Annotated in this window: 15 protein-coding genes and 2 pseudogenes; 6 read left to right on the top strand and 11 right to left on the bottom strand. The window is 70.4% G+C overall.

Annotation, left to right across the window (positions count from 1 at the left end; all coding sequences use genetic code 11):
• Nucleotide 1 precedes the first annotated feature (1 nt).
• The 5 genes from F0344_RS00835 to F0344_RS00815 all read right to left on the bottom strand — a co-directional run bounded on the left by F0344_RS00835 (nt 2) and on the right by F0344_RS00815 (nt 5,218).
• Nucleotides 2–748 (bottom strand): ABC transporter ATP-binding protein, encoded by a 747-nt coding sequence (locus tag F0344_RS00835; protein WP_185296932.1) that lies wholly within the window; start codon nt 746–748, stop codon nt 2–4.
• 496 nt (nt 749–1,244) lie between these two features.
• Entirely contained in the window at nt 1,245–1,922 is a 678-nt protein-coding gene (locus F0344_RS00830) for a CBS domain-containing protein (RefSeq protein WP_185296931.1), read from the bottom strand.
• Nucleotides 1,923–2,070: 148 nt separating this feature from the next.
• Nucleotides 2,071–2,748 carry a CBS domain-containing protein gene (locus tag F0344_RS00825; RefSeq protein ID WP_185296930.1) on the bottom strand — a complete coding sequence of 226 codons (678 nt, stop codon included), beginning with the start codon at nt 2,746–2,748 and terminating at the stop codon, nt 2,071–2,073.
• Between the two features lie 290 nt (nt 2,749–3,038).
• Nucleotides 3,039–3,629: an N-acetylmuramoyl-L-alanine amidase gene (locus F0344_RS00820; protein ID WP_185296929.1), complete on the bottom strand. Its 591-nt coding sequence runs from the start codon at nt 3,627–3,629 to the stop codon at nt 3,039–3,041.
• Between the two features lie 233 nt (nt 3,630–3,862).
• Complete coding sequence (locus tag F0344_RS00815) at nt 3,863–5,218, bottom strand: esterase-like activity of phytase family protein (RefSeq protein ID WP_185296928.1); 1,356 nt, start codon at nt 5,216–5,218, stop codon at nt 3,863–3,865.
• Nucleotides 5,219–5,512: 294 nt separating this feature from the next.
• On the opposite strand from F0344_RS00815, the gene nadE reads away from it, so the two are divergent.
• Nucleotides 5,513–6,343 carry an ammonia-dependent NAD(+) synthetase gene (nadE, locus tag F0344_RS00810; protein WP_308460879.1) on the top strand — a complete coding sequence of 277 codons (831 nt, stop codon included), beginning with the start codon at nt 5,513–5,515 and terminating at the stop codon, nt 6,341–6,343.
• 81 nt (nt 6,344–6,424) lie between these two features.
• On the opposite strand, the gene F0344_RS00805 is transcribed toward nadE, so the two are convergent.
• Both F0344_RS00805 and F0344_RS00800 read right to left on the bottom strand, forming a co-directional pair.
• Complete coding sequence (locus F0344_RS00805) at nt 6,425–7,756, bottom strand: SWIM zinc finger family protein (RefSeq protein ID WP_185296927.1); 1,332 nt, start codon at nt 7,754–7,756, stop codon at nt 6,425–6,427.
• A complete protein-coding gene (locus tag F0344_RS00800) occupies nt 7,753–10,665 on the bottom strand; it encodes a DEAD/DEAH box helicase (protein ID WP_185296926.1) in 2,913 nt (970 codons plus the stop codon). Before F0344_RS00800 ends, F0344_RS00805 begins: the two co-directional genes overlap by 4 nt.
• A 258-nt stretch (nt 10,666–10,923) precedes the next feature.
• On the opposite strand from F0344_RS00800, the gene F0344_RS00795 reads away from it, so the two are divergent.
• The gene (locus F0344_RS00795; protein ID WP_185296925.1) at nt 10,924–12,012 is read left to right on the top strand and encodes an acyl-CoA desaturase; all 1,089 of its coding nucleotides are present in this window, start codon (nt 10,924–10,926) and stop codon (nt 12,010–12,012) included.
• Nucleotides 12,013–12,108: 96 nt separating this feature from the next.
• A complete protein-coding gene (locus F0344_RS00790) occupies nt 12,109–12,291 on the top strand; it encodes a hypothetical protein (RefSeq protein WP_185296924.1) in 183 nt (60 codons plus the stop codon).
• A gap of 208 nt (nt 12,292–12,499) precedes the next feature.
• Here F0344_RS00790 and F0344_RS00785 read toward each other — a convergent pair whose 3' ends face one another.
• Nucleotides 12,500–13,372 carry a hypothetical protein gene (locus tag F0344_RS00785; RefSeq protein WP_185296923.1) on the bottom strand — a complete coding sequence of 291 codons (873 nt, stop codon included), beginning with the start codon at nt 13,370–13,372 and terminating at the stop codon, nt 12,500–12,502.
• Nucleotides 13,373–13,605: 233 nt separating this feature from the next.
• Between F0344_RS00785 and F0344_RS00780 the strand changes: the two genes are divergently transcribed.
• On the top strand, nt 13,606–14,511 hold the full coding sequence (locus F0344_RS00780) for an oxygenase MpaB family protein (protein ID WP_185296922.1): 906 nt from the start codon (nt 13,606–13,608) through the stop codon (nt 14,509–14,511).
• Here the strand turns inward: F0344_RS00780 and F0344_RS00775 are convergent.
• Nucleotides 14,491–15,021, bottom strand: a complete 531-nt coding sequence (locus F0344_RS00775; protein WP_185296921.1) for a PadR family transcriptional regulator — start codon at nt 15,019–15,021, stop codon at nt 14,491–14,493. The two genes, F0344_RS00780 and F0344_RS00775, sit on opposite strands and share 21 nt — an antisense overlap.
• A 147-nt stretch (nt 15,022–15,168) precedes the next feature.
• Here F0344_RS00775 and F0344_RS00770 point away from each other — a divergent pair, with 147 nt between their 5' ends.
• A complete protein-coding gene (locus F0344_RS00770) occupies nt 15,169–15,942 on the top strand; it encodes an alpha/beta fold hydrolase (RefSeq protein ID WP_185296920.1) in 774 nt (257 codons plus the stop codon).
• Nucleotides 15,943–16,047: 105 nt separating this feature from the next.
• On the opposite strand, the gene F0344_RS00765 is transcribed toward F0344_RS00770, so the two are convergent.
• Entirely contained in the window at nt 16,048–16,647 is a 600-nt protein-coding gene (locus F0344_RS00765; RefSeq protein WP_185296919.1) for a class I SAM-dependent methyltransferase, read from the bottom strand.
• An 88-nt stretch (nt 16,648–16,735) separates the two neighbouring features.
• Between F0344_RS00765 and F0344_RS00760 the strand changes: the two are divergent.
• Nucleotides 16,736–17,167 (top strand): annotated as a pseudogene (locus tag F0344_RS00760) (MHYT domain-containing protein); the annotation flags it as partial.
• A 204-nt stretch (nt 17,168–17,371) separates the two neighbouring features.
• Here F0344_RS00760 and F0344_RS00755 read toward each other — a convergent pair.
• Nucleotides 17,372–17,799 (bottom strand): annotated as a pseudogene (locus F0344_RS00755) (PPOX class F420-dependent oxidoreductase).
• Nucleotides 17,800–17,879: the final 80 nt, after the last annotated feature.

Here is a 17,879-nt window from a genome sequence, read left to right as displayed (position 1 = left end):
GTCAGCCCGAATGGAGGTCGGTGTCAGCGCCGGCGGCGAGGCCGCGCTGGTGGAGGTCCTCGACCAGCCGTCCGTCGCGCATCCGGATCAGCCGGGGGACCCGTGAGCCGATGGCAAAGTCGTGAGTGACGAGGATGATCGTCTGACCCTCGTCCTGGTTGAGTTCACACAGCAGGTCCATGATCTGGCCGGCCATCGCGCTGTCGAGGTTGCCGGTGGGTTCGTCCGCCCACACGATCGCAGGACGGCCGGCGAGGGCGCGGGCGATGGTCACCCGCTGCTGTTCACCCCCCGACATCTCGTTCGGCCGGTGCCCGACCCGGTGGCTCAGGCCCACCCGGTCGAGCATCTCCAGCGCTCTTCGACGTGCGTCACGCGACCGCCGGCCGACCAGTAGCAGGGGGAGTTCGACGTTCTCCACCGCGGAGAAGACCGGGATGAGGTTGAAGGCCTGGAAGACGAAGCCCATTGTCCGGGCCCGGTGCTCCGTCCGCGCGGCGTCCGACATCGCGAAGAGGTCGTGGCCGTCGACCACGACCCGGCCGCCGTCGATGTCGTCGAGCCCGGACAGACAGTTCAAAAGCGTGGTCTTCCCGGACCCGGACGGGCCCATGACCCCCACCATCTCCCCATGGCACACGGTGAGATCCAGGTCGAGCAGGGCGGTCACCGCCACGGAGCCTGTCCGGTAGATTTTGCGAACCCCGGTGGCGGTAAGGAGCACCCGGTCACTAGTCATGGTTTCCATGCCACCATCCGGAAGGAATCGGATGCTACGGCCACCCAGACCCGGAAGAAGGGCCGAACGGCCCAATCGACGCGTTACCACGAGGCCCACTGGAGCGGCTTCGCCTCCGCCGTTCGCGCGCCGGGCTGCGGTGCAGCACCGGGTGGCCCCGCTGCCGGTGTGTGTCCGCAGCACCGAATGGCGAGTGCGCCGAGCGACCACGGCGAGCGTGGCGGACCTGGCGCGCCTCCACCAGGCCCGGCCGGCCGATCGATCACCATGCGGGCTCCCGCAGTGACGTCAGTGACAGATCGGGGCAGTGCTCGCGCAGCTCATCGGCGGTGTCCCGGCATCTCCCCGGCAGACGTCTCCTCGGATTCCCTCGGCAGAACGTCCTCCGGCGCCCTCGCGTACACCAGTTGCACGCTGGTATCGCCCAGCAGCGCTTCCTCTGGCGCACACTCAGCGGCGACGGCCGCTTGTTCTGTGCCGTCAAGGCGGACCAAGACGCCGTGCGTCATGATCGTCCACCTTCTCGTCCGGTGTCGTCGACGTCGTACGTGAGACGGGCGCAGGAGACCGAGACCACACCGTCCACCGTCGCGCACATGCGGTCGATCGCGGGGAGCATGCCCCGGAAGGGAAGCCTCCCACTGAGCTCCACCCGCCCGTCGCGCACCTCGACGGCAAGAGAGTCCGGCTTGAGACGCAGCGTACTGCCGAGCACATCCTCGACGATCTCCAGGCGGATGTCGGCGTCCTCCCGGAGGAAGATGCCCAGCAGGTCACGCCGGCTCACGATGCCCACCAACCGGTCGTCACCTTCGACGACGACGAGCCGTTTGACTCCCTGCACCTCCATCAGCCGTGCCGCCTCAGCCACGGTCCATTCCGGGCGTGCGCACACTGCGGGGGCTGACATCAGCTCCTCGGCCCGCGTTCCGGCGGCCTTCGAACGTTCCCACGCCTTCAGGTCGGGAACGGCCGGCAGGTCACCTGGTGCGGAGGCGTCGGCGGTCTTGCGCAAGAGATCACCCTCCGACACCACCCCGACCACCCGGTCCCCGTCGTCCACTACCGGGACAGCGGTCACTCGATGCTGCGAGAGAGTGCGGGCGATCTCCTTGAACGGGGCGTCTCGGCGGACGCTCACCACCTCACGGGTCATCAGCCGGCCGATCGTTCGGTGACGCATCACGCTCTCCTTCCTGTCGCGGAGGCACGTGCCTCGCCCACCTGGCGGGCGGTACCACGCCCTCTGAAGTTGTCCGCCTCAGCCGGTACGTGGTTCGCGGTGCCGACGCGGTCGATGTCCGGGCTGACCGGATGGGGCCGCAGGGCGTTCATCGCGGTGGCTCCACGTCGAGCGCGAGGTTGTCGTAGGTGTACTCGATCGATTCGTGCAGGGCGACGACTCCGTCGACCGAGCGGCAGAGCCGAACGATCACTGGGATGTCGGCGCGCTCGTCCACCCTGCCCGTCAGCCCGACGACTCCGTCGTCCACGGTCACACGGATCGTGTCGGGGGCGAGGCGCAGAGTGCCGACCAGGACATCGTGCACGATCTCGTCACGGATCGCGGTGTCACCGCGCAGGAAGGGCCGCAACAAGTCGCTACGGCTGATGATCCCGACGAGCCGACCGGTCTCGTCGGCCACGGGAAGCCGCTTGACTCCCTTGCGATGCATCGTCCGGGCCGTTTCGACGAGATTCCAGTCCGGGTGTGCCACGACAGCCGGCGAGGTCATCAGCTGGGCGGCCGTCTCGGCATCGGGCAGACCCCTCTCCTGGGACAGCAATCGGACACCGGCCCAACGGCCCTCCAGGTCGGGGAGCTCGGCGGTGGCTCGCAGCAGGTCGGCCTCCGACACGATGCCGAGCAGGCGACGGCTCGCGTCGACGACCGGGACCGCCGTGATGTCGTGTTCGGCGAAAAGCCGGGCAATCTGTTTGAAGCGGGTCTCCGGGTCGGCGGTGACTACGTCGTGGGTCATCACCTCAAAAACCGTACGGTGCTGCATGACAGTCCTCCTTCCCGAGGCGACGCAGCCCCGGTATCCCACTCTGCAGCGCGCGGCCCGCCTTCGCGCAGGGCCGACTGGTCCCCTTCCGGGACTGTCGGCCCCTGAGGTGGCCGGAGGGGAGACGTGCGAGAGAAGGCGGGAGAGCGGCTCAGGGGGCGGGAGACCAGCTCGGGGAGGCGAGCACCACGGCTGCGGGCGGAAGAGGCCGATCATCTCACCGCCACACGACTGGCCATCAACCCGCCGACCTCACCTCGAAAACCTCAGTAGCTGACAGGCGGTCGCGTTCAGACCAGGTTGACGAGACGGATGTAGCGATCCCAGTCCCAGTTGCTGCCCGGGTCCGTGTGGTCGCTGCCCGGCACCTCGTGATGGCCGACGATGTGCGCGCGGTCCTTGGGGATGCCGTGACGGTCGCATACGTCCGCCGTGAGCCGCGCCGAACGCTCGTACATGATGTGGGTGAAGTAGGCGGGCCGGTCCACCCAGCCCTCGTGCTCGATGCCGATGCTGCGCGCGTTGTGGTCCCAGTTCCCGGCGTGCCAGCCGATGTCCTTCTCCCGTAGGCACTGGGCGATGTATCCGTCCGCCGAGCGCACTACGTAGTGCGCCGAGACCTGCTTGGCCGCGTCGGCGAAGATTCCGACCGTGTTGCCGAACGTGGCCTGGGTGACGTGGAGCACGACGAGGTCAACCGGATGGGACGAAGGGCGGTTCGCCGCGGTGTAGTTGGAAGGCGACGCCGGTTTCCATGCCGCCTGCGGACAGTCCGTCTCGCCCGAGGAGGCGGCCACCGCGCGCACCGATGCGGGGAGGAGAGCCGCGGCAGCGGCGACCGCGGCGCCCTGAAGGAGGCTTCTACGGTCCGGCTGCGGCATCGGCGTACTCCATTGGGGCAGAGGTCAGCCGGGCGGGCAGAGCGCGGCCGTCTCCCGCTGATGACGAGAAGCCCCGTGGTTCGGTTCCCGGCGGCGGCCACTCCCTTCGGCCGGAGACCCCGTCGGCACACAGGAGTCCCCGGCCGAACAGGCCGGCGTGGCACCGTCGCCGGAGGAGCGACTGCCCGGGTGCTCTTGCCGGACCGGACCGGACCGGACCGGACCAGCAGCCGTCAGCCGCGGAGCGGGCGGGGCAGCTTCAGGAGCGTCACTGAGGTCTCGATGCCGCTGTCGACCAGTCGGCCGTTCGCGTCGAAAGCGTCCGCGCCGTCCGTCATCCCGAAGTCGTTGTCATTGATCACCGCGAGGGTGTCACGGCCCGTGACCGCCACGCCCTCGATCTTGCCGGGGAGGCCCGCCACCTTCCCCAGGTCGACGACGAGACTCTTGCGCAGAACCGGAACACCCGCTGCCGAGGGGTCGGTGAGCTCCTCGTACGAAGGTGAGGCCGCCGGGTCGTCCCAGGCCGAACCGAGGATTCCGGAGCCGTGGGGGAGCGTCACCCGGTGCAGGCGCGCAGCCCTGTCGGTGCGTTCCTCCACCAGCAGCGTGTGAGGGCCGAGCGCGACGACCGAGGAGATCTTCAGCTCGGAAGGGTCGTCCTCACCGGGATCGACGACACCGACCGGGTCGAACCGGTAGGCGTACTCGGCGGTGACCGCCTGCTTCTTCGTGGCGAAGCGCAGCAGCCGGACATTGCGCGAGCTCTCACCCGCGTCCTCGTCGGGGAGCGAGAGCGGGCTCTGCACGGCCAGGACCAGATCACCGTCCGGCAGCAGGGCGAGGCCCTCGAACCCGCGGTTGATCCTGCGGTTCAGCAGGATGCCCGGCAGGGCCTTGATCACCGGGTAACCGGCACCCTCGAGCCCGAGCCCTTCCGGGACGTACCGGGCCAGCACCCGGCCGCGCGCGGAGACGTGGACCAGCGAGGGGCCGTACTCGTCGACCAGCCAGAAGGAACCATCTGCCGCACGGACGATGCCCTCGGTGTCGAGGCCGTTCGGGTTGTACGCGAGAGGGGTACGGGCGTCGTGTCCGTACGGTGCCTCGTCACGGCTGGGCTGGTTCGGCAGGCCGGTGACCGGTGCGCCCGACGCCGTCGTCAGAGGCAGGGCCTGGAGTACCTCGATCCGCTTCCCGGTGACCCGGATCTTCACGATCGCGGGGTCGAAGCCGGGCACGGGGAACGTACGCCGCTTCTTGCCGTCGATCTTGATCTGACCGTTGGGGCCCCGGTCCGTCACCGTCCAGAACTCGCCCTTGCGGCCCGCCGGGTAGATGTCGCTGCCGATACCGCCGAGCTTCACGCCACGGTCGTCGGAGACCGAGCCGGGCAGAAGGCTGTTGCTGAACCCCGCGAGCGGCACGTCGCCGAGCACGGCGCCGGCGGTGATCCGGGCGGTGGTCCCGGAGCCGCCGTGGTGCCCGCGACCCTCCTGCGCGCCGGCCGTCGCGGCCACGCACAACGTCGACAGCAGAGCGAGCGGCAGCCCCGCAGCGAGAGAGCGACGGGTGATTCGGGCGGACATGGGGCCTCCTGGTGCACAAACGCTCGGACGAGGTCAGGCTCTGCCCCTCGCCTCAACGCGCGGTGGCATCGAGCTGAACGTGAGGACAGCACGTGACGAACGCGTGCGCCCCGCGTCGTGCCGCGGTGGTACCTCGCACCGCCGCTGCGCGATCCGCTTCACCGGCCGCGGACCGGACCGGTCATCCGCTTCACCCGCCCACCCGCCCGCCGGTACGGACCGCCCCGGCCAGGCGGCCACCTCCTGGATAGGCTGGCTGAGACAGCACTCCATGAAACGGAACAAGGAGCAGACGTGAGCGAGCCGGCGTCCATCGCCCTCCAGCAGGAGATCTCCCGGGAACTCCAGGTCGCCGAGACCTTCGAGGCCGAGCGGGAGATCGAGCGCCGGGTGGCCTTCCTGACCGAGCGGCTGACCTCCACCGGTCTGCGCTCCCTGGTGCTCGGCATCAGTGGTGGCGTCGACTCCACCACCGCCGGCCGGCTGTGCCAGCTCGCCGTCGAGCGGGCCAGGGCCGCCGGCCACGAAGCGCGCTTCTACGCGATGCGGCTGCCCTACGGAGTCCAGGCCGACGAGCACGACGCCCAGCTCGCGCTCTCCTTCATCCGTGCCGACGACGTGCTGACCGTGGACATCAAGCCCGCGAGCGACGCCGCGCTCGAGGCCGCACTGGCCGCCGGTGTGAGCTTCCGCGACGCCCACCACCAGGACTTCGTGCACGGCAACATCAAGGCACGGCAGCGCATGATCGCGCAGTACGTGGTGGCGGGCGCGCACGGCGGACTGGTCGTCGGCACCGACCACGCGGCCGAAGCGGTGTCAGGCTTCTTCACCAAGTTCGGTGACGGCGCAGCGGACCTGGTCCCGCTGACCGGCCTGACCAAGCGCCGGGTGCGTGCCGTCGCGGACGTGCTGGGTGCCCCCGCCGAGCTGGTCTGGAAGGCTCCGACGGCCGACCTGGAGAGCCTCGCTCCGGGCAAGACCGACGAGGAGGCCCTCGGGCTCACCTACGACGACATCGACGACTTCCTGGAAGGAAAGCCGGTGGACGAGCGGGTCGTCGAAACGATCGTGGGCCGCTACCGCCTCACCGAGCACAAGCGTCAACTGCCGGTCGCTCCGTAGGGCCGGCACCCGCTCGCGGACGTGCTCCGGCCCGATGGCGGACGGCCCGCACCGGGCCGGAACACAGGCGCGCCGAACGGCCTACGCCTCCGGCAGGGCACCCGCCAGCGCACCCGCAGGGTCGTTGTCCGCCGGCCCCACGGGCATCCAGCGCCCCCGTTCCTTGCGGTACGGCCACCAGCGGCCGTCCGGCCCGTACCGGAGCTGGATGTCGGCACCCGCCACCGTCCAACGGCTGCGCCCGGCCCTCAGCCGCGGCCGCTCGCCCTCCTCCCATGCCTCGGCGAGCTGCGTGCGGGCCCGTGCCAGGGACTCCGGGTCCGGTTCCCACTCCTCGTCGAGGACGGTCAGCGCCGCGGGCCCGCCGTACTGCCAGGCGCGCACCGCCGCGTCGAGGTCGGCACGCTGCCGCCCTGCCCCCTCGGCGATACGGGCCGCGATCCGCGGTTGAGGCAGGGCGTCGGCCGCCAGTCGCACCGCATCCTGATACACCGTCAACTCACCTTGGAGCGGCTGGAGTTCGTGGCCCGGGGTCAACGCCTCCGTGAGCATGCGGTAAGCCCGTACGGCGGTGTCCGCCACCAGGAGCTCCAGCGCCGCCGGGTCGATGCCCGGCGCGGGGCCGGCCTCCGTGTCCAGCGTTGGCGCCTGCCCCGGTTCGCAAGGCAGCGCGGGCGTGGCGGGCAGCGGAGGAAGGATGTCCCTCGCCGCGAACGCCTCCAGCGCCCCGACCCCCGCCCCGGGTCCTTCCTGTGCAGCCGGTGACGGCGACGCGGGCGCTCCTCGCACGGCCCGGGCCGTGCTGCGGGCCTGGAGCTCGTCGAGCAGCCGCCGCTCGTCGCGGCCACGTATCAGGAACAGGACGAACGGGTCCTGGTCCAGCAGCCGCGCCACCTGGTAGCAGAGCGCCCCCGTGTGCGGGCAGTGGTCCCAGGCCTCGCACGTGCACTCCGGCTCCAGGTCCCCGATCTCCGGCAGCAGGTCCACCCCGGCGGCCGCCGCGTCCTCCACCAGATGAGGCGGCATCTCCCGGTCGAGGAGAGCGGCGATGTGCCCCGCCCGGTCGACGGCCATGTCCAGGAAGCGGTCCCACTTCTCGTCGCTCAGCTGCTGGAGCAGCACATCACTGCGGTACGCCGTCGAGTCCCGGTCCTGGACGACCGCGGTGATCCGGCCGGGCCGCGCCGAGACCGCACCGACCCTGCCCTCGCGGGCCAGCCGGCGTCCTGTCTTGAGCTGCTCACCGTCGAGTGCGGTGTCCTCCAGCGCCTTCAGCCATGCCTGGCCCCACCAGGACGTCGCGAAACCGCGGCCGATGGCCGGCGGCAGGGCGGCGAAGGTGCGCTCGGGTTCCCGTGCGGCAGGGCTGCCCTGATCCTCGTACGCGTCGTCCGTCTCGTATCGGTCGTTCATCGGGCGCTCCCTCGCAGTTCCACCAGATCGGCCAGTTCCGCATCGGTCAGTTCGGTGAGTGCCGTCTCGCCGGCACCGAGCACCGAGTCCGCGAGACCCTGTTTGCGGGCCAGCATCTCGGCGATCCGGTCCTCGATGGTCCCCTCGGCGATCAGCCGGTGCACCTGCACCGGCTGGGTCTGACCGATCCGGTACGCGCGGTCCGTGGCCTGGGCCTCGACGGCCGGATTCCACCAGCGGTCGAAGTGCACCACATGGCCCGCCCGGGTCAGGTTCAGTCCCGTCCCGGCCGCCTTCAGCGACAGCAGGAAGACCGGTGACTCGCCCGCCTGGAACCGGTTGACCATGGCCTCGCGCTCGGCGACCGGCGTGCCGCCGTGCAGGAACTGGGTACGGACGCCGCGCACCGCGAGGTGCTGCTCCAGCAGTCGGGCCATCTGCACGTACTGGGTGAACACCAGCACGCTCGCGTCCTCCGCCAGGATCGTGTCGAGGAGTTCGTCGAGCAGTTCGACCTTCCCCGACCGGTCCGCGATCCGCGGCCGCTCCTCCTTGAGGTACTGCGCGGGGTGGTTGCAGATCTGCTTGAGTGCCGTGAGCAGCTTCATGACGAGCCCCCGGCGCGCGAAGCCGTCGGCTCCGGAGATCTCGGCCATGGTCTCCCGTACCACCGCCTCGTACAGACCGGCCTGTTCGGCGGTGAGTGACACCGCGCGGTCCGTCTCGGTCTTGGGCGGCAGTTCCGGGGCGATGCCCGGGTCCGACTTGCGGCGCCGCAGCAGGAAGGGGCGCACCAGAGTGGCGAGCCGCTCGGCCGCCCCGGGGTCGTTGCCGCCCTCGACGGCGCTCGCGTACCGCGTACGGAAGGCGCCCAGCCGGCCGAGCAGGCCGGGCGTCGTCCAGTCGAGGATCGCCCAGAGCTCCGAGAGGTTGTTCTCCACCGGGGTGCCGGTGAGCGCGACGCGGGCCCGCGCCCCGATGGTCCGCAACTGTCTGGCGGTCGCCGAGTAGGGGTTCTTGACGTGCTGGGCCTCGTCAGCGACGACCATGCCCCACTCGGCCTGCGCGAGGCGTGGCGCGTCGAGACGCATCGTGCCGTACGTGGTGAGGACGAACTCGCCGTCGGCCAGCCCTTCCAGGGAGCGTGACGCGCCGTGGAAGCGTCGTACGGGCGTACCGGGTGCGAACTTCTCGATCTCCCGCTGCCAGTTGCCCATCAGGGACGTCGGGCACACGACCAGCGTCGGGCCGGCGGCGGAATCGACGCTCTGACGGTGCAGATGCAGGGCGATCAGTGTGATCGTCTTGCCCAGCCCCATGTCGTCGGCCAGACAGCCGCCGAGGCCCAGGGACGTCATGGTGTTCAGCCAGTTCAGTCCGCGCAGCTGGTAGTCGCGCAAGGTCGCGGTGAGGGCGCCCGGCTGCCCGATGGTCTGGTTCCCGCCCGACTCCGGATCGGCCAGCCGGTCCCGCAGTTGCTGGAGCCAGCCCGTCGCCGCCACCTCGACGCGGCGCCCGTCCACCTCGGTGGAGCCGGTCAGCGCGGCGCCGAGTGCGTCGATGGGAGTGACCTTGCGGTCCTGCGTCTCGCGGGCGCGCCTGGCCTCCTCCGGGTCGATGAGCACCCACTGGTCGCGGAGACGGACCACCGGCCTGCCGGCTTCCGCGAGGAGGTCGAGCTCTTCCCGGGTGAGCTTCTGGTCGCCGAGCGCGAACCGCCAGTTGAAAGCGAGGAGCGCGTCGACGGAGAGGAAGGACGGGGCGTCCGACTCCGTGCGCGTGGGCCCTTTGGAGCCGTCCTCGCCGTCGTCGCCCTCGTGCGGGCCGACGCCACCGATCACCGCGCGCGCGGTGAGTTTGCGGGCCAGCTCCTTGGGCCAGTGGACCTGGACGCCGGTCGCCGCGAGTGCCCGGGCGGCGGGTCCCAGCAGTTCGGAGATCTCCTCGTCCGCCGGCTCGAGGGCGTTCGGAACCGCGGCCGACAGCAGAGGTGTCAGGGGCGCCCAGGCGCGCGCGGCGCGGCGCAGGGCGAGCAGGGCGTCCATCCGGGCCCGCGGGCCGAAGGCCGCGGCGGTCGGAGCGGTGCCCGCCCAGACGTCGGCCGCGTCCGCGACGAGCGTGGGATCGCTGACGCTGTGGATCTGCAGAACGGCCCGGAACGAAGGCCGGGCGGTCGCCTTACCCGTCATTCCGCTTGTGCCCTCTGCGGACTCGTTGATCCCTGAGACCTCGATACGTAGGGAGAGTCGTACGCCCGCGTCGTGGCCGGCCGCCACATCGGCGGTCCATCTACGTTGATCAGCACATTTCTGTGGTTCCTCAGAGGCGAAGGCAAAACTTCCCGTGGCGATCACGGCGGCCGGAGTACGCGGAAGGGAGTCGGCCACAGCGTCGAGGAAGGCTCGCAGAAGTGATTCCGGCTCGGGTAGCAGCACGGTCTCGGCCGCCTCATCGACCGGCACCGCGTGTGCCGTCGGCGGCATGGCTGCCGCGAGGGTCCGAATCCCGTCGAAGTCGTCCGCCGTCAACGGGCCGGCCCGCCAGGCATCGTGATCGGCGGGGCTCAGCCCCGGCAGGAGGAGGCCACGTGCGCTCAGTTGCAGGGCGAGCAGACCCGCGGCACCCCAGAAGGCGGCAGCGGGGGAGGCGTGCGCGCTCGCCCGCGCCCGCGTGAGTACCGGCAGGGCCTCCCGTACGGACAGGAGTACGGCCGGTACCACGTACGGTTGTGCGTCCGCCCCGACGACGGTCACTTCCCGCGGAATCCCGGGGGTCCGGGGAGGGGTGCTACCGTCCGGGTTCCAGAACGCGATCAGGCCGGTACGGGCCGGATCTGCGGGAAGGAAGACTGCGGAGCAGCGGGACAGTTCAGAGATCTCGGAAAGCGTTGCCGCAGGAAGCCTGTGCACAGCGATGTCAGATTCCTCAAATTTGACTAGTGGGGCCGGGGTCGCCGAGGGTACTCCACCCAACGCTCCTTCCGGGAGAAATATGCTGTGATCCAGGTCACTCGTTTCTGCCTTCAGGGACTCGTGGTGCAGCTTGCGCCACCATCGGTACCGGGGGCCTGCCCCCCCGAAAAGCCGGGTGGTGGCGTCATGGCTGCCGCGGGCTCCCATCCGTACGTTTCATGAGGTCAGCGCAGATGCCCAGAGACCGGAGACGTCATGCCCCAGGCGGTAGCCACCGTTGCTGAACACACTCGCGACGGATCGGAGGTGACCGGCGACTCCGAGAGTCTCGGCGGCTCCACCGCTTCCGGAACCACGGGGAGCGATTTCGCGCCCCTCCTGCGTGCCGTCAAGGGCCAGGGGCTCCTGGAACGTCGCACCGGCTGGTACGCGGCGGGCATCGCCGTCAACCTCGTCGCCCTCGGAGCCGTGATCACGGGCCTGGCGCTCCTCGGCAACACCTGGTGGTCCCTGCTCCTGGCTCTGCCGCTGGCCCTGGTGTGGGCCCGGATGGCCTTCGTCGGGCACGACGCGGGCCACTCCCAGATATCGGGCAACCGCAGGACGAGCCGGAACATCGGGCTGGTCCACTCCAACCTGCTCCTCGGAATGAACGAGGCGTGGTGGAACGACAAGCACAATCGTCACCACGCAAACCCCAACCACATCGACAAGGACCCCGATGTCGGGGTCGGGGCACTGGTGTGGACGCAGAAGCAGGCGGCACAGCGAGAAGGTTTCGCGCGCTGGCTCACACGTAACCAGGCGCGGCTCTTCTTCCCGATGCTGCTACTGGAAGGCATCGCCCTCAAGGTCTCCGGCTTCCAGTTCCTGCGCAGCCAGCCGGTGCGTGAGCGTCTCGTCTCCGGTGCGCTGATGGTCAGCCACCTCGCTCTGTACGCGACGCTGCTCCTGACCACCATGTCGCTCGGCAAGGCCGTCGTCTTCGCCCTCGTGCACCACGCACTGTTCGGCCTCCACCTGGGCATGGCGTTCGCGCCGAACCACAAGGGCATGGAGATGCCCGACCCGGACGGCGAGCGCTGGGGCCACCTCAAGCGTCAGGTCCTCACCTCGCGCAACGTCCGGGGCTCGGCCCTGAACGACTGGTTCCTGGGCGGACTGAACTACCAGATAGAGCACCACCTCTTCCCGAGCATGCCCCGCCCCCACCTGCGTCTGGCCCAGCCGCTCGTCAGGGCCCACTGCGAGGCCATCGGCATGCCGTACGCGGAGACCGGACTCATCGAGTCCTACCGGCAGGCACTGAGCCACATGCACGAGGTCGGCGAACCGCTGCGATAAGCGCGCTTCCGTGGAACCGATGGGCGCGCACGAGCGTTCTCACAGCACGAGCGTTCTCACAGCAGGAGCGGCTCGGCCGCGAAGGAGGCAGGGACCATGTCCAACGGTACAAAGATCGCCCTCGGCGGAGTTGTCGCGGCAGCCGTCCTGTGGCCGCTCATCGGATTCTGGTGGGCCTTGCTCGTGCTGATCGGGGTGCCCGTCGCGGGGTACCTGATGCTGGATCCGTCCCAGCGGCGCAGACTCCGCAGAGCCGGCCGCAAGCAGATCGGCCGCTGACCCGCCGCCACGGCCTCTCGTTCGGATCAGGACGGGCCTGCGGCGGTCCGCCCTGATCCGAGCGCGAGGCCATGGTTCCCGCCGCAGCGCCGCCCGGCGCGCGGGCGGCGCCGGAGCATCACCGAACCGCGCTCGCATCGGCCCGCCGGCGGTGCTCCGCACGGCCCGCGCCTACAGGCCGGCCGGACGGCCATCGGGTGCGGAGTCCTCAGGCCGGCCGGACGGCCATCGCGTCCAGAGCCGCCAGCAGGCCGGGCAGTTCGGGCCCGCGTCCGATGGGCAGCACCTCACCCGGTTCCTCGTCCAGCAGGGCGAACGCGATGTCGTCGGTCCTGGCGACCAGCGACCAGCCGGGACCGTCGACACGCAGGGTGCGGGCGCCGCCAGGAGCGAACGCGGACCGTATGCGGCCGGGCGGGGGCGGAGCGCAGACATAGGCGCGGGCCTCCTCCAGGACCCTCCGCAGGCCAGGGTGGCGGCCGGACCGCGTGGAGTCGCCGTCCGTCTCCTCGGACCCGTCGGCAGCCCCCGTCCGCGCGGCGTCGCCGGCATGGTCCACCGGCCGCCCGAAGGCCGTCTCGTCGTCGATCTGCTCGCGCCACGCCGCCCACTGCGCGGCGATCTCGTCCGCCCCCAGGCGACGCTGCGCGGGCCCCCAGGTCTCCGTGTCCGGCGGTGCCAGCGGGAGCGGGTCCTCGCCCTCGGCCCCCGGGTCGGGCAGCGGGTCGTGCGGCGCGGGTACACCCGGCGCGGCTACCGCGACCGCGAGCGGCCAGCCCGGCAGCGCGCAGACCACCGAGCGGTCGTCCGGCGAGAGGTCGTACTCCATCCCGCAGTCCCAGGACGCGATGGCGACCGCGACCAGGGAGACATCGTCGACGACCACGGTCCAGCGGGCTCCGCCACCGTCCTGGCCCAGCACGAGGCCGTACCCCTCGGCGTACGGTTCGAGGGCCAGCGCACCGCACGCGGCCACGTAGTCGTCACCGAGCACGCTCGGGAACTGCGCGGGCGTCAACAGCACCGCGGTCAGCACGTACAGTGCGTCGTCATCGGCGACCGTGTCTTGCGTCCCGGCCACAGCACCCTCCTCGTTCGGGTCACGGCTTGATCCGTCGGCCCGCACCCTAACCAGTCGGTAACCTCGTCGTCGAGGCCCTGACAACCGGGGGCACCGCCGGGGGCATACCGCCGGCGGGCCGTCGGTATGCGTGGCCGGGGGCCGGGTAAACACCCTCAGGAGCGCACCGCGCGTGTGCTGCAGCTCCGCCGTCTCCTCCTGAGGCGGAGGTCCGGCCGACGAAGGGGGACAGCATGGCGAAGCGGTACGACCGGCTGAAGGAGATTCGGCAGCTCGACCCCGAACGGGACTTCCTGGAGATCTACCGGCTGACCGTGGCGTACGAATTCCCCTGGGATGTCACGCGTGCCCTCGAACTCGCCCTCTACCGCACCTACGCGATCCCCAGCATCGGCCGGCTCCTCGCGGAGACCGCCGAACTGACGGACCGTTCGCAGAAGAGATACGACGACACCGCCCTGCTCCTGGACACCGTGGCCGAGCACGGATTCGCCGCAGAAGCCGGGCGCACCGCTGTCCGGCGGATCAACCAGATGCACCGCAGTTACGACATCAGCAACGACGACATGCGCTATGTGCTGTGTACGTTCGTCGTCATACCGAAGCGCTGGCTCGACACCTATGGATGGCGTCGGCTCTCCAGCCATGAACTGACGGCCGTCGCCGTCTACTACCGCACACTCGGCGCCCATATGGGCATCAGGGACGTGCCCCGGACGTACGAGGACTTCGAGCGCACGCTCGACGCCTACGAGGAAGCGCACTTCGGCTGGGACGAGGGGGGACGCGAGGTGTCGGACGCCACCCTCGCGCTGATCGCCTCCTGGTACCCGAAGCCCCTTGCTCGAGTCGTGCGTGGCGCCAGCCTCGCCCTCCTGGACGATTCGCTGCTGCGGGCCTTCAGGTACGAGCGTCCCGGCCCCGTCGCCCGGCGGCTGACCCGCGGGGCACTCCGCCTGCGGGCCCGGGCGGTACGCCTCATGCCGCCCCGTTCCACGGCGCACTACGCACGCCAGAACCCGGAGATCAAGGGATATCCGGACGGCTACAAGGTCGCCGCACTCGGTACGTTCCCCACCCCGGGAGTGCGCGGCTGCCCGGTCGCGCATGTTCGGGGGTCAGACGCCCCGGTCGAGTGACTCCAGGGTGGCGCGCAGCCAGCGGAGTTCCGCTTCGCTGGTCGCCCGGGCGATGGTGAGCATGCCCTGCCGGAAGGGGTCGTCGACTTCCTCCGCGCGAAGCGGCCGGTCGCCCTCGTAGAAGAAGCTCGCGGGCTCTTCCAGGAACGACAGTCGCTGCCGCAGCACCTCCGCTTGAGCCGCCGGGTCCGGAAGATGCCGGAGGAAGGCCAGTATCCCGAACCAGCGGTTCTCGTCGGTGATGTCCCCGGGGGCGGGGTGTGCCAGCCGCCGTAGCAGCTCGGCCCTGCCCCCGCCGGTCAGGGTCAGCACGTGGCGGGGCGCTGCCGTCGTGCCGGGCCGTGTCTCGCGGACCAGCAGCCCGGAGTTCTCCAGCCGTTTGATCGCAGGATAGAGGGTGCTTTCCGCGACCGGCCGCACATGCCCGGTGAGGGCAGTGATGCGCTTGCGCAGCTCATAGCCGTGCAACGGGGCCCCGTAGAGGAATCCAAGGATGGCGAGTTCCAGCATGCCCGCATTCTGTCGTACGCCGGGGTACAGCGGCTGCGTTATACGCCGATGGCGTTATACATCGTCGCCGATGTATCGTGCGTCGGGTCCGACCGCGGGCCTGATGCCGGCGGCGGACTCGGTGGAGTACGGGCAGAGGGGCGGCCGATGAACGAGGCGAAGTTCGACGAGCAGGGCAGCAGGATCCGGTGGACGGAGTCGGCGGCGAGGCCGGACGGCGACGGCGGGGCGACGGTCTATGTGCACGGCCTGGGAGCGATGTCCGCGGCGTACCACGCCCACATCGCCGCCGACCCGGCGCTGGTGGGGCGGCTGTCACTCTTCGTCGACCTGCCGGGGCACGGCACCAGCGACCGTCCCGCGGACTTCGGGTACACCCTGGAGGACCATGCCGACGCGCTGGCCGCGGCGCTGGACGAAGCCGGTGTGCGGGGCGCGGAACTCGTCGGCCACAGCATGGGCGGAGCGGTGGCCGTCGTCCTGGCCCATCGGCGGCCCGAGCTGGTCGCGCGAATGGTGCTCACCGAGGCCAATCTCGATCCGTACCCGCCAGGGACGAGCGGCGGCAGCGGCATCGGCTCGTGGACGGAGGAAGCCTTTGTCCACGGAGGGGGTTTCGCCCGCGTGCTGGAGCATGTACGTCCGATGTGGGCCTCGACCATGCGGCTCACGGACCCGCTCGCGCTGCACCGCAGCGCTGTCGGGCTGATGCGGGGCACCGAGCCCACCATGCGCCGCATGCTCATGGAATCGACGGCGGACCGGACCTATCTGCAAGGGGCTCTGAGCGGCGAACTCCCGGGCGCCGACGAGCTGAAGGACGCGGGCGTGCGGGTGCTCACCGTCCCCGGTGCGGCGCACTGCATCATGTTCGACCGGCCCGACGCACTGGTGTCGGCCATAGCCGCACGCTCCGAGTGACGTGTCGGTGAGCCCCTCATCGCGGATCAACGGCTCATCGTTGGTGGACCACTCGTCGTGGGTGAAAGGCCCGTCGTGGTGACCGGATCATGCCGCGCGTACGCCTCATGCCGCGCGTACGGCGCGGACCAGGAAGCGGTCGTCCTCATCGACGTACGTCTCCAAGTGCCACCCCGAACCGGCCAGCAGAGGACGGAGCACGGGCTCGGCGCGCAGATCGTCGTCGGTGATCGTCCGGCCGTGCCGCGCCGCGAGCGCGGCACGGCCGACCGGGTGGAACAGGGCCAGCTGACCGCCCGGCCGCACCACGCGCGCCAGCTCCAGCAGGGCTGGACCGGGGCGCGTGAGGTGCGAGATCAGACCGGCCGCGAACACCGCGTCGAGCGCGCAGTTCCGCAGGGGCAGTCGTGCGGCGTCGGCGAGGAGGAGGGCGCCGCTGCGGTCACGTCCGGCGCGCACCGCGGCCTCCAGCATCGCGGGTGTGAGATCCGCGCCCAGGACGGTGCCCCCGGTGCCGACCGCCTCGCGCAGGGCGGCCAGTGCGCGCCCCGTACCGCAGCCCGCGTCGAGCACAGCGTCGCCCCGACCCAGTCCGAGGGTCTCGACTGCGGCGGTGTACGCAGGTCCGTCATCCGGGAAGCGGCTGTCCCAGTCGGCGGCCCGGACAGCGAAGAAGTCCTGTACGTGTATGCGGTCGTCAGTCATACGCACATGATCGCTCAGTCCCCAAGTGAACGAAACGGCAAGCAGCGGTGCACATGCTCGACCGCTGCCTGATCGTTCGGGACGATTTATGGGACACCTGGACCACGCCACCTTCGGCTGGCTGACACCCGCACTGTCGTACGCGATGGCATCCATCCAAGCCGCGCTCGGACCGCGCTGCACCGTGCGTGCGCTCGACACGAGCGGCCGGTCGCGACGCAACTGGCTGATCACCGCGGCCTCCGCCATCGGCACGGGCATCTGGACGATGCACTTCGTCGCGATGCTCGGATTCGGTGTCACGGGTACCGACATCCGGTACGACGTGCCGCTCACGCTGTTCAGCCTGCTGGTCGCCATGGTGATGGTCGGAGCCGGGGTCTTCGCCGTCGGCTACGGCCGCGGCCGTACCCGGGCGCTGCTGATCGGAGGGCTCACGACAGGGCTGGGGGTCGCCGGCATGCACTACATCGGCATGGCGGCCCTGCGACTGCACGGCTCGATCCGGTACGACCCCCTCCCGGGCGCCCGTACCTACGGGGCGCAGGACGTGTCGCGCGCCCTGGATCTCGATCAGGGCACCCCGGTCGTGCTGTGCGACGCGCGCGACCGCGAGTCCGGAAAAGAAGTCCTGATCCGTATGGTCGAGTACGCCGGGCGGATGCACACGGCCCGGCTGCTCGACTCCGTCGGGTAGCCCCGCACACCCGGCGGCAGGCTGCCGTCAGTCGGCGACGGCGGCCATCGCCACCACCTTGTCCACGCGTACGCGCACGACGAGTTCGCCGGGCACGCCGTTGCGTGCGCCGAACTCCTCGGCCGCCTCCTGACCCATGTACCGGGCGGCGATCCGGGCGCCCAGTGCCGCAGCTCGGCAGGGTCCTCGCTGAGTACGGCATGCCCCTGGAGCACCACGAACGCGAAGGGCGGGCGGTCGTCGTCGACGCACACCGCCACTCGGCCGTCACGGGCAAGATTGCGGCCTTTCACGCTCTCCTTACCGGTGTTGAAGACGAGATCGTCACCGTCGAGCAGAAACCAGACGGGAGCGATATGAGGGCTGCCGTCGGCGCGGACGGTCGATACCTTGCCTGTGCGCGTGCCCTCTGAAACGAAGGAATGCCATGCGTCCCGAGCCATGTGGTGTGCCATGGAGTCATCCTCCGGCAGTGAGGAGCGTGGCGCGAAGCGGCGCCCCGGCGAACAACGGTGCTTGCCCGTACGGGAGCGGT

This window comes from Streptomyces finlayi (assembly GCF_014216315.1).
In the GTDB taxonomy this organism is placed as follows: Bacteria; Actinomycetota; Actinomycetes; order Streptomycetales; family Streptomycetaceae; genus Streptomyces; species Streptomyces finlayi_A.
The sequence above is the reverse complement of the archived record's forward strand: the minus strand, read 5'-3'. Positions and strand labels throughout refer to the sequence as shown.

Coding starts and splice junctions, on each gene's coding strand:
- F0344_RS00835 (WP_185296932.1), bottom strand. CDS start 748: ATGGAAACCATGACTAGTGACCGGGTGCTCCTTACCGCCACCGGGGTT.
- F0344_RS00830 (WP_185296931.1), bottom strand. CDS start 1,922: ATGCGTCACCGAACGATCGGCCGGCTGATGACCCGTGAGGTGGTGAGC.
- F0344_RS00825 (WP_185296930.1), bottom strand. CDS start 2,748: ATGCAGCACCGTACGGTTTTTGAGGTGATGACCCACGACGTAGTCACC.
- F0344_RS00820 (WP_185296929.1), bottom strand. CDS start 3,629: ATGCCGCAGCCGGACCGTAGAAGCCTCCTTCAGGGCGCCGCGGTCGCC.
- F0344_RS00815 (WP_185296928.1), bottom strand. CDS start 5,218: ATGTCCGCCCGAATCACCCGTCGCTCTCTCGCTGCGGGGCTGCCGCTC.
- F0344_RS00805 (WP_185296927.1), bottom strand. CDS start 7,756: ATGAACGACCGATACGAGACGGACGACGCGTACGAGGATCAGGGCAGC.
- F0344_RS00795 (WP_185296925.1), top strand. CDS start 10,924: ATGCCCCAGGCGGTAGCCACCGTTGCTGAACACACTCGCGACGGATCG.
- F0344_RS00790 (WP_185296924.1), top strand. CDS start 12,109: ATGTCCAACGGTACAAAGATCGCCCTCGGCGGAGTTGTCGCGGCAGCC.
- F0344_RS00780 (WP_185296922.1), top strand. CDS start 13,606: ATGGCGAAGCGGTACGACCGGCTGAAGGAGATTCGGCAGCTCGACCCC.
- F0344_RS00775 (WP_185296921.1), bottom strand. CDS start 15,021: ATGCTGGAACTCGCCATCCTTGGATTCCTCTACGGGGCCCCGTTGCAC.
- F0344_RS00770 (WP_185296920.1), top strand. CDS start 15,169: ATGAACGAGGCGAAGTTCGACGAGCAGGGCAGCAGGATCCGGTGGACG.
- F0344_RS00765 (WP_185296919.1), bottom strand. CDS start 16,647: ATGACTGACGACCGCATACACGTACAGGACTTCTTCGCTGTCCGGGCC.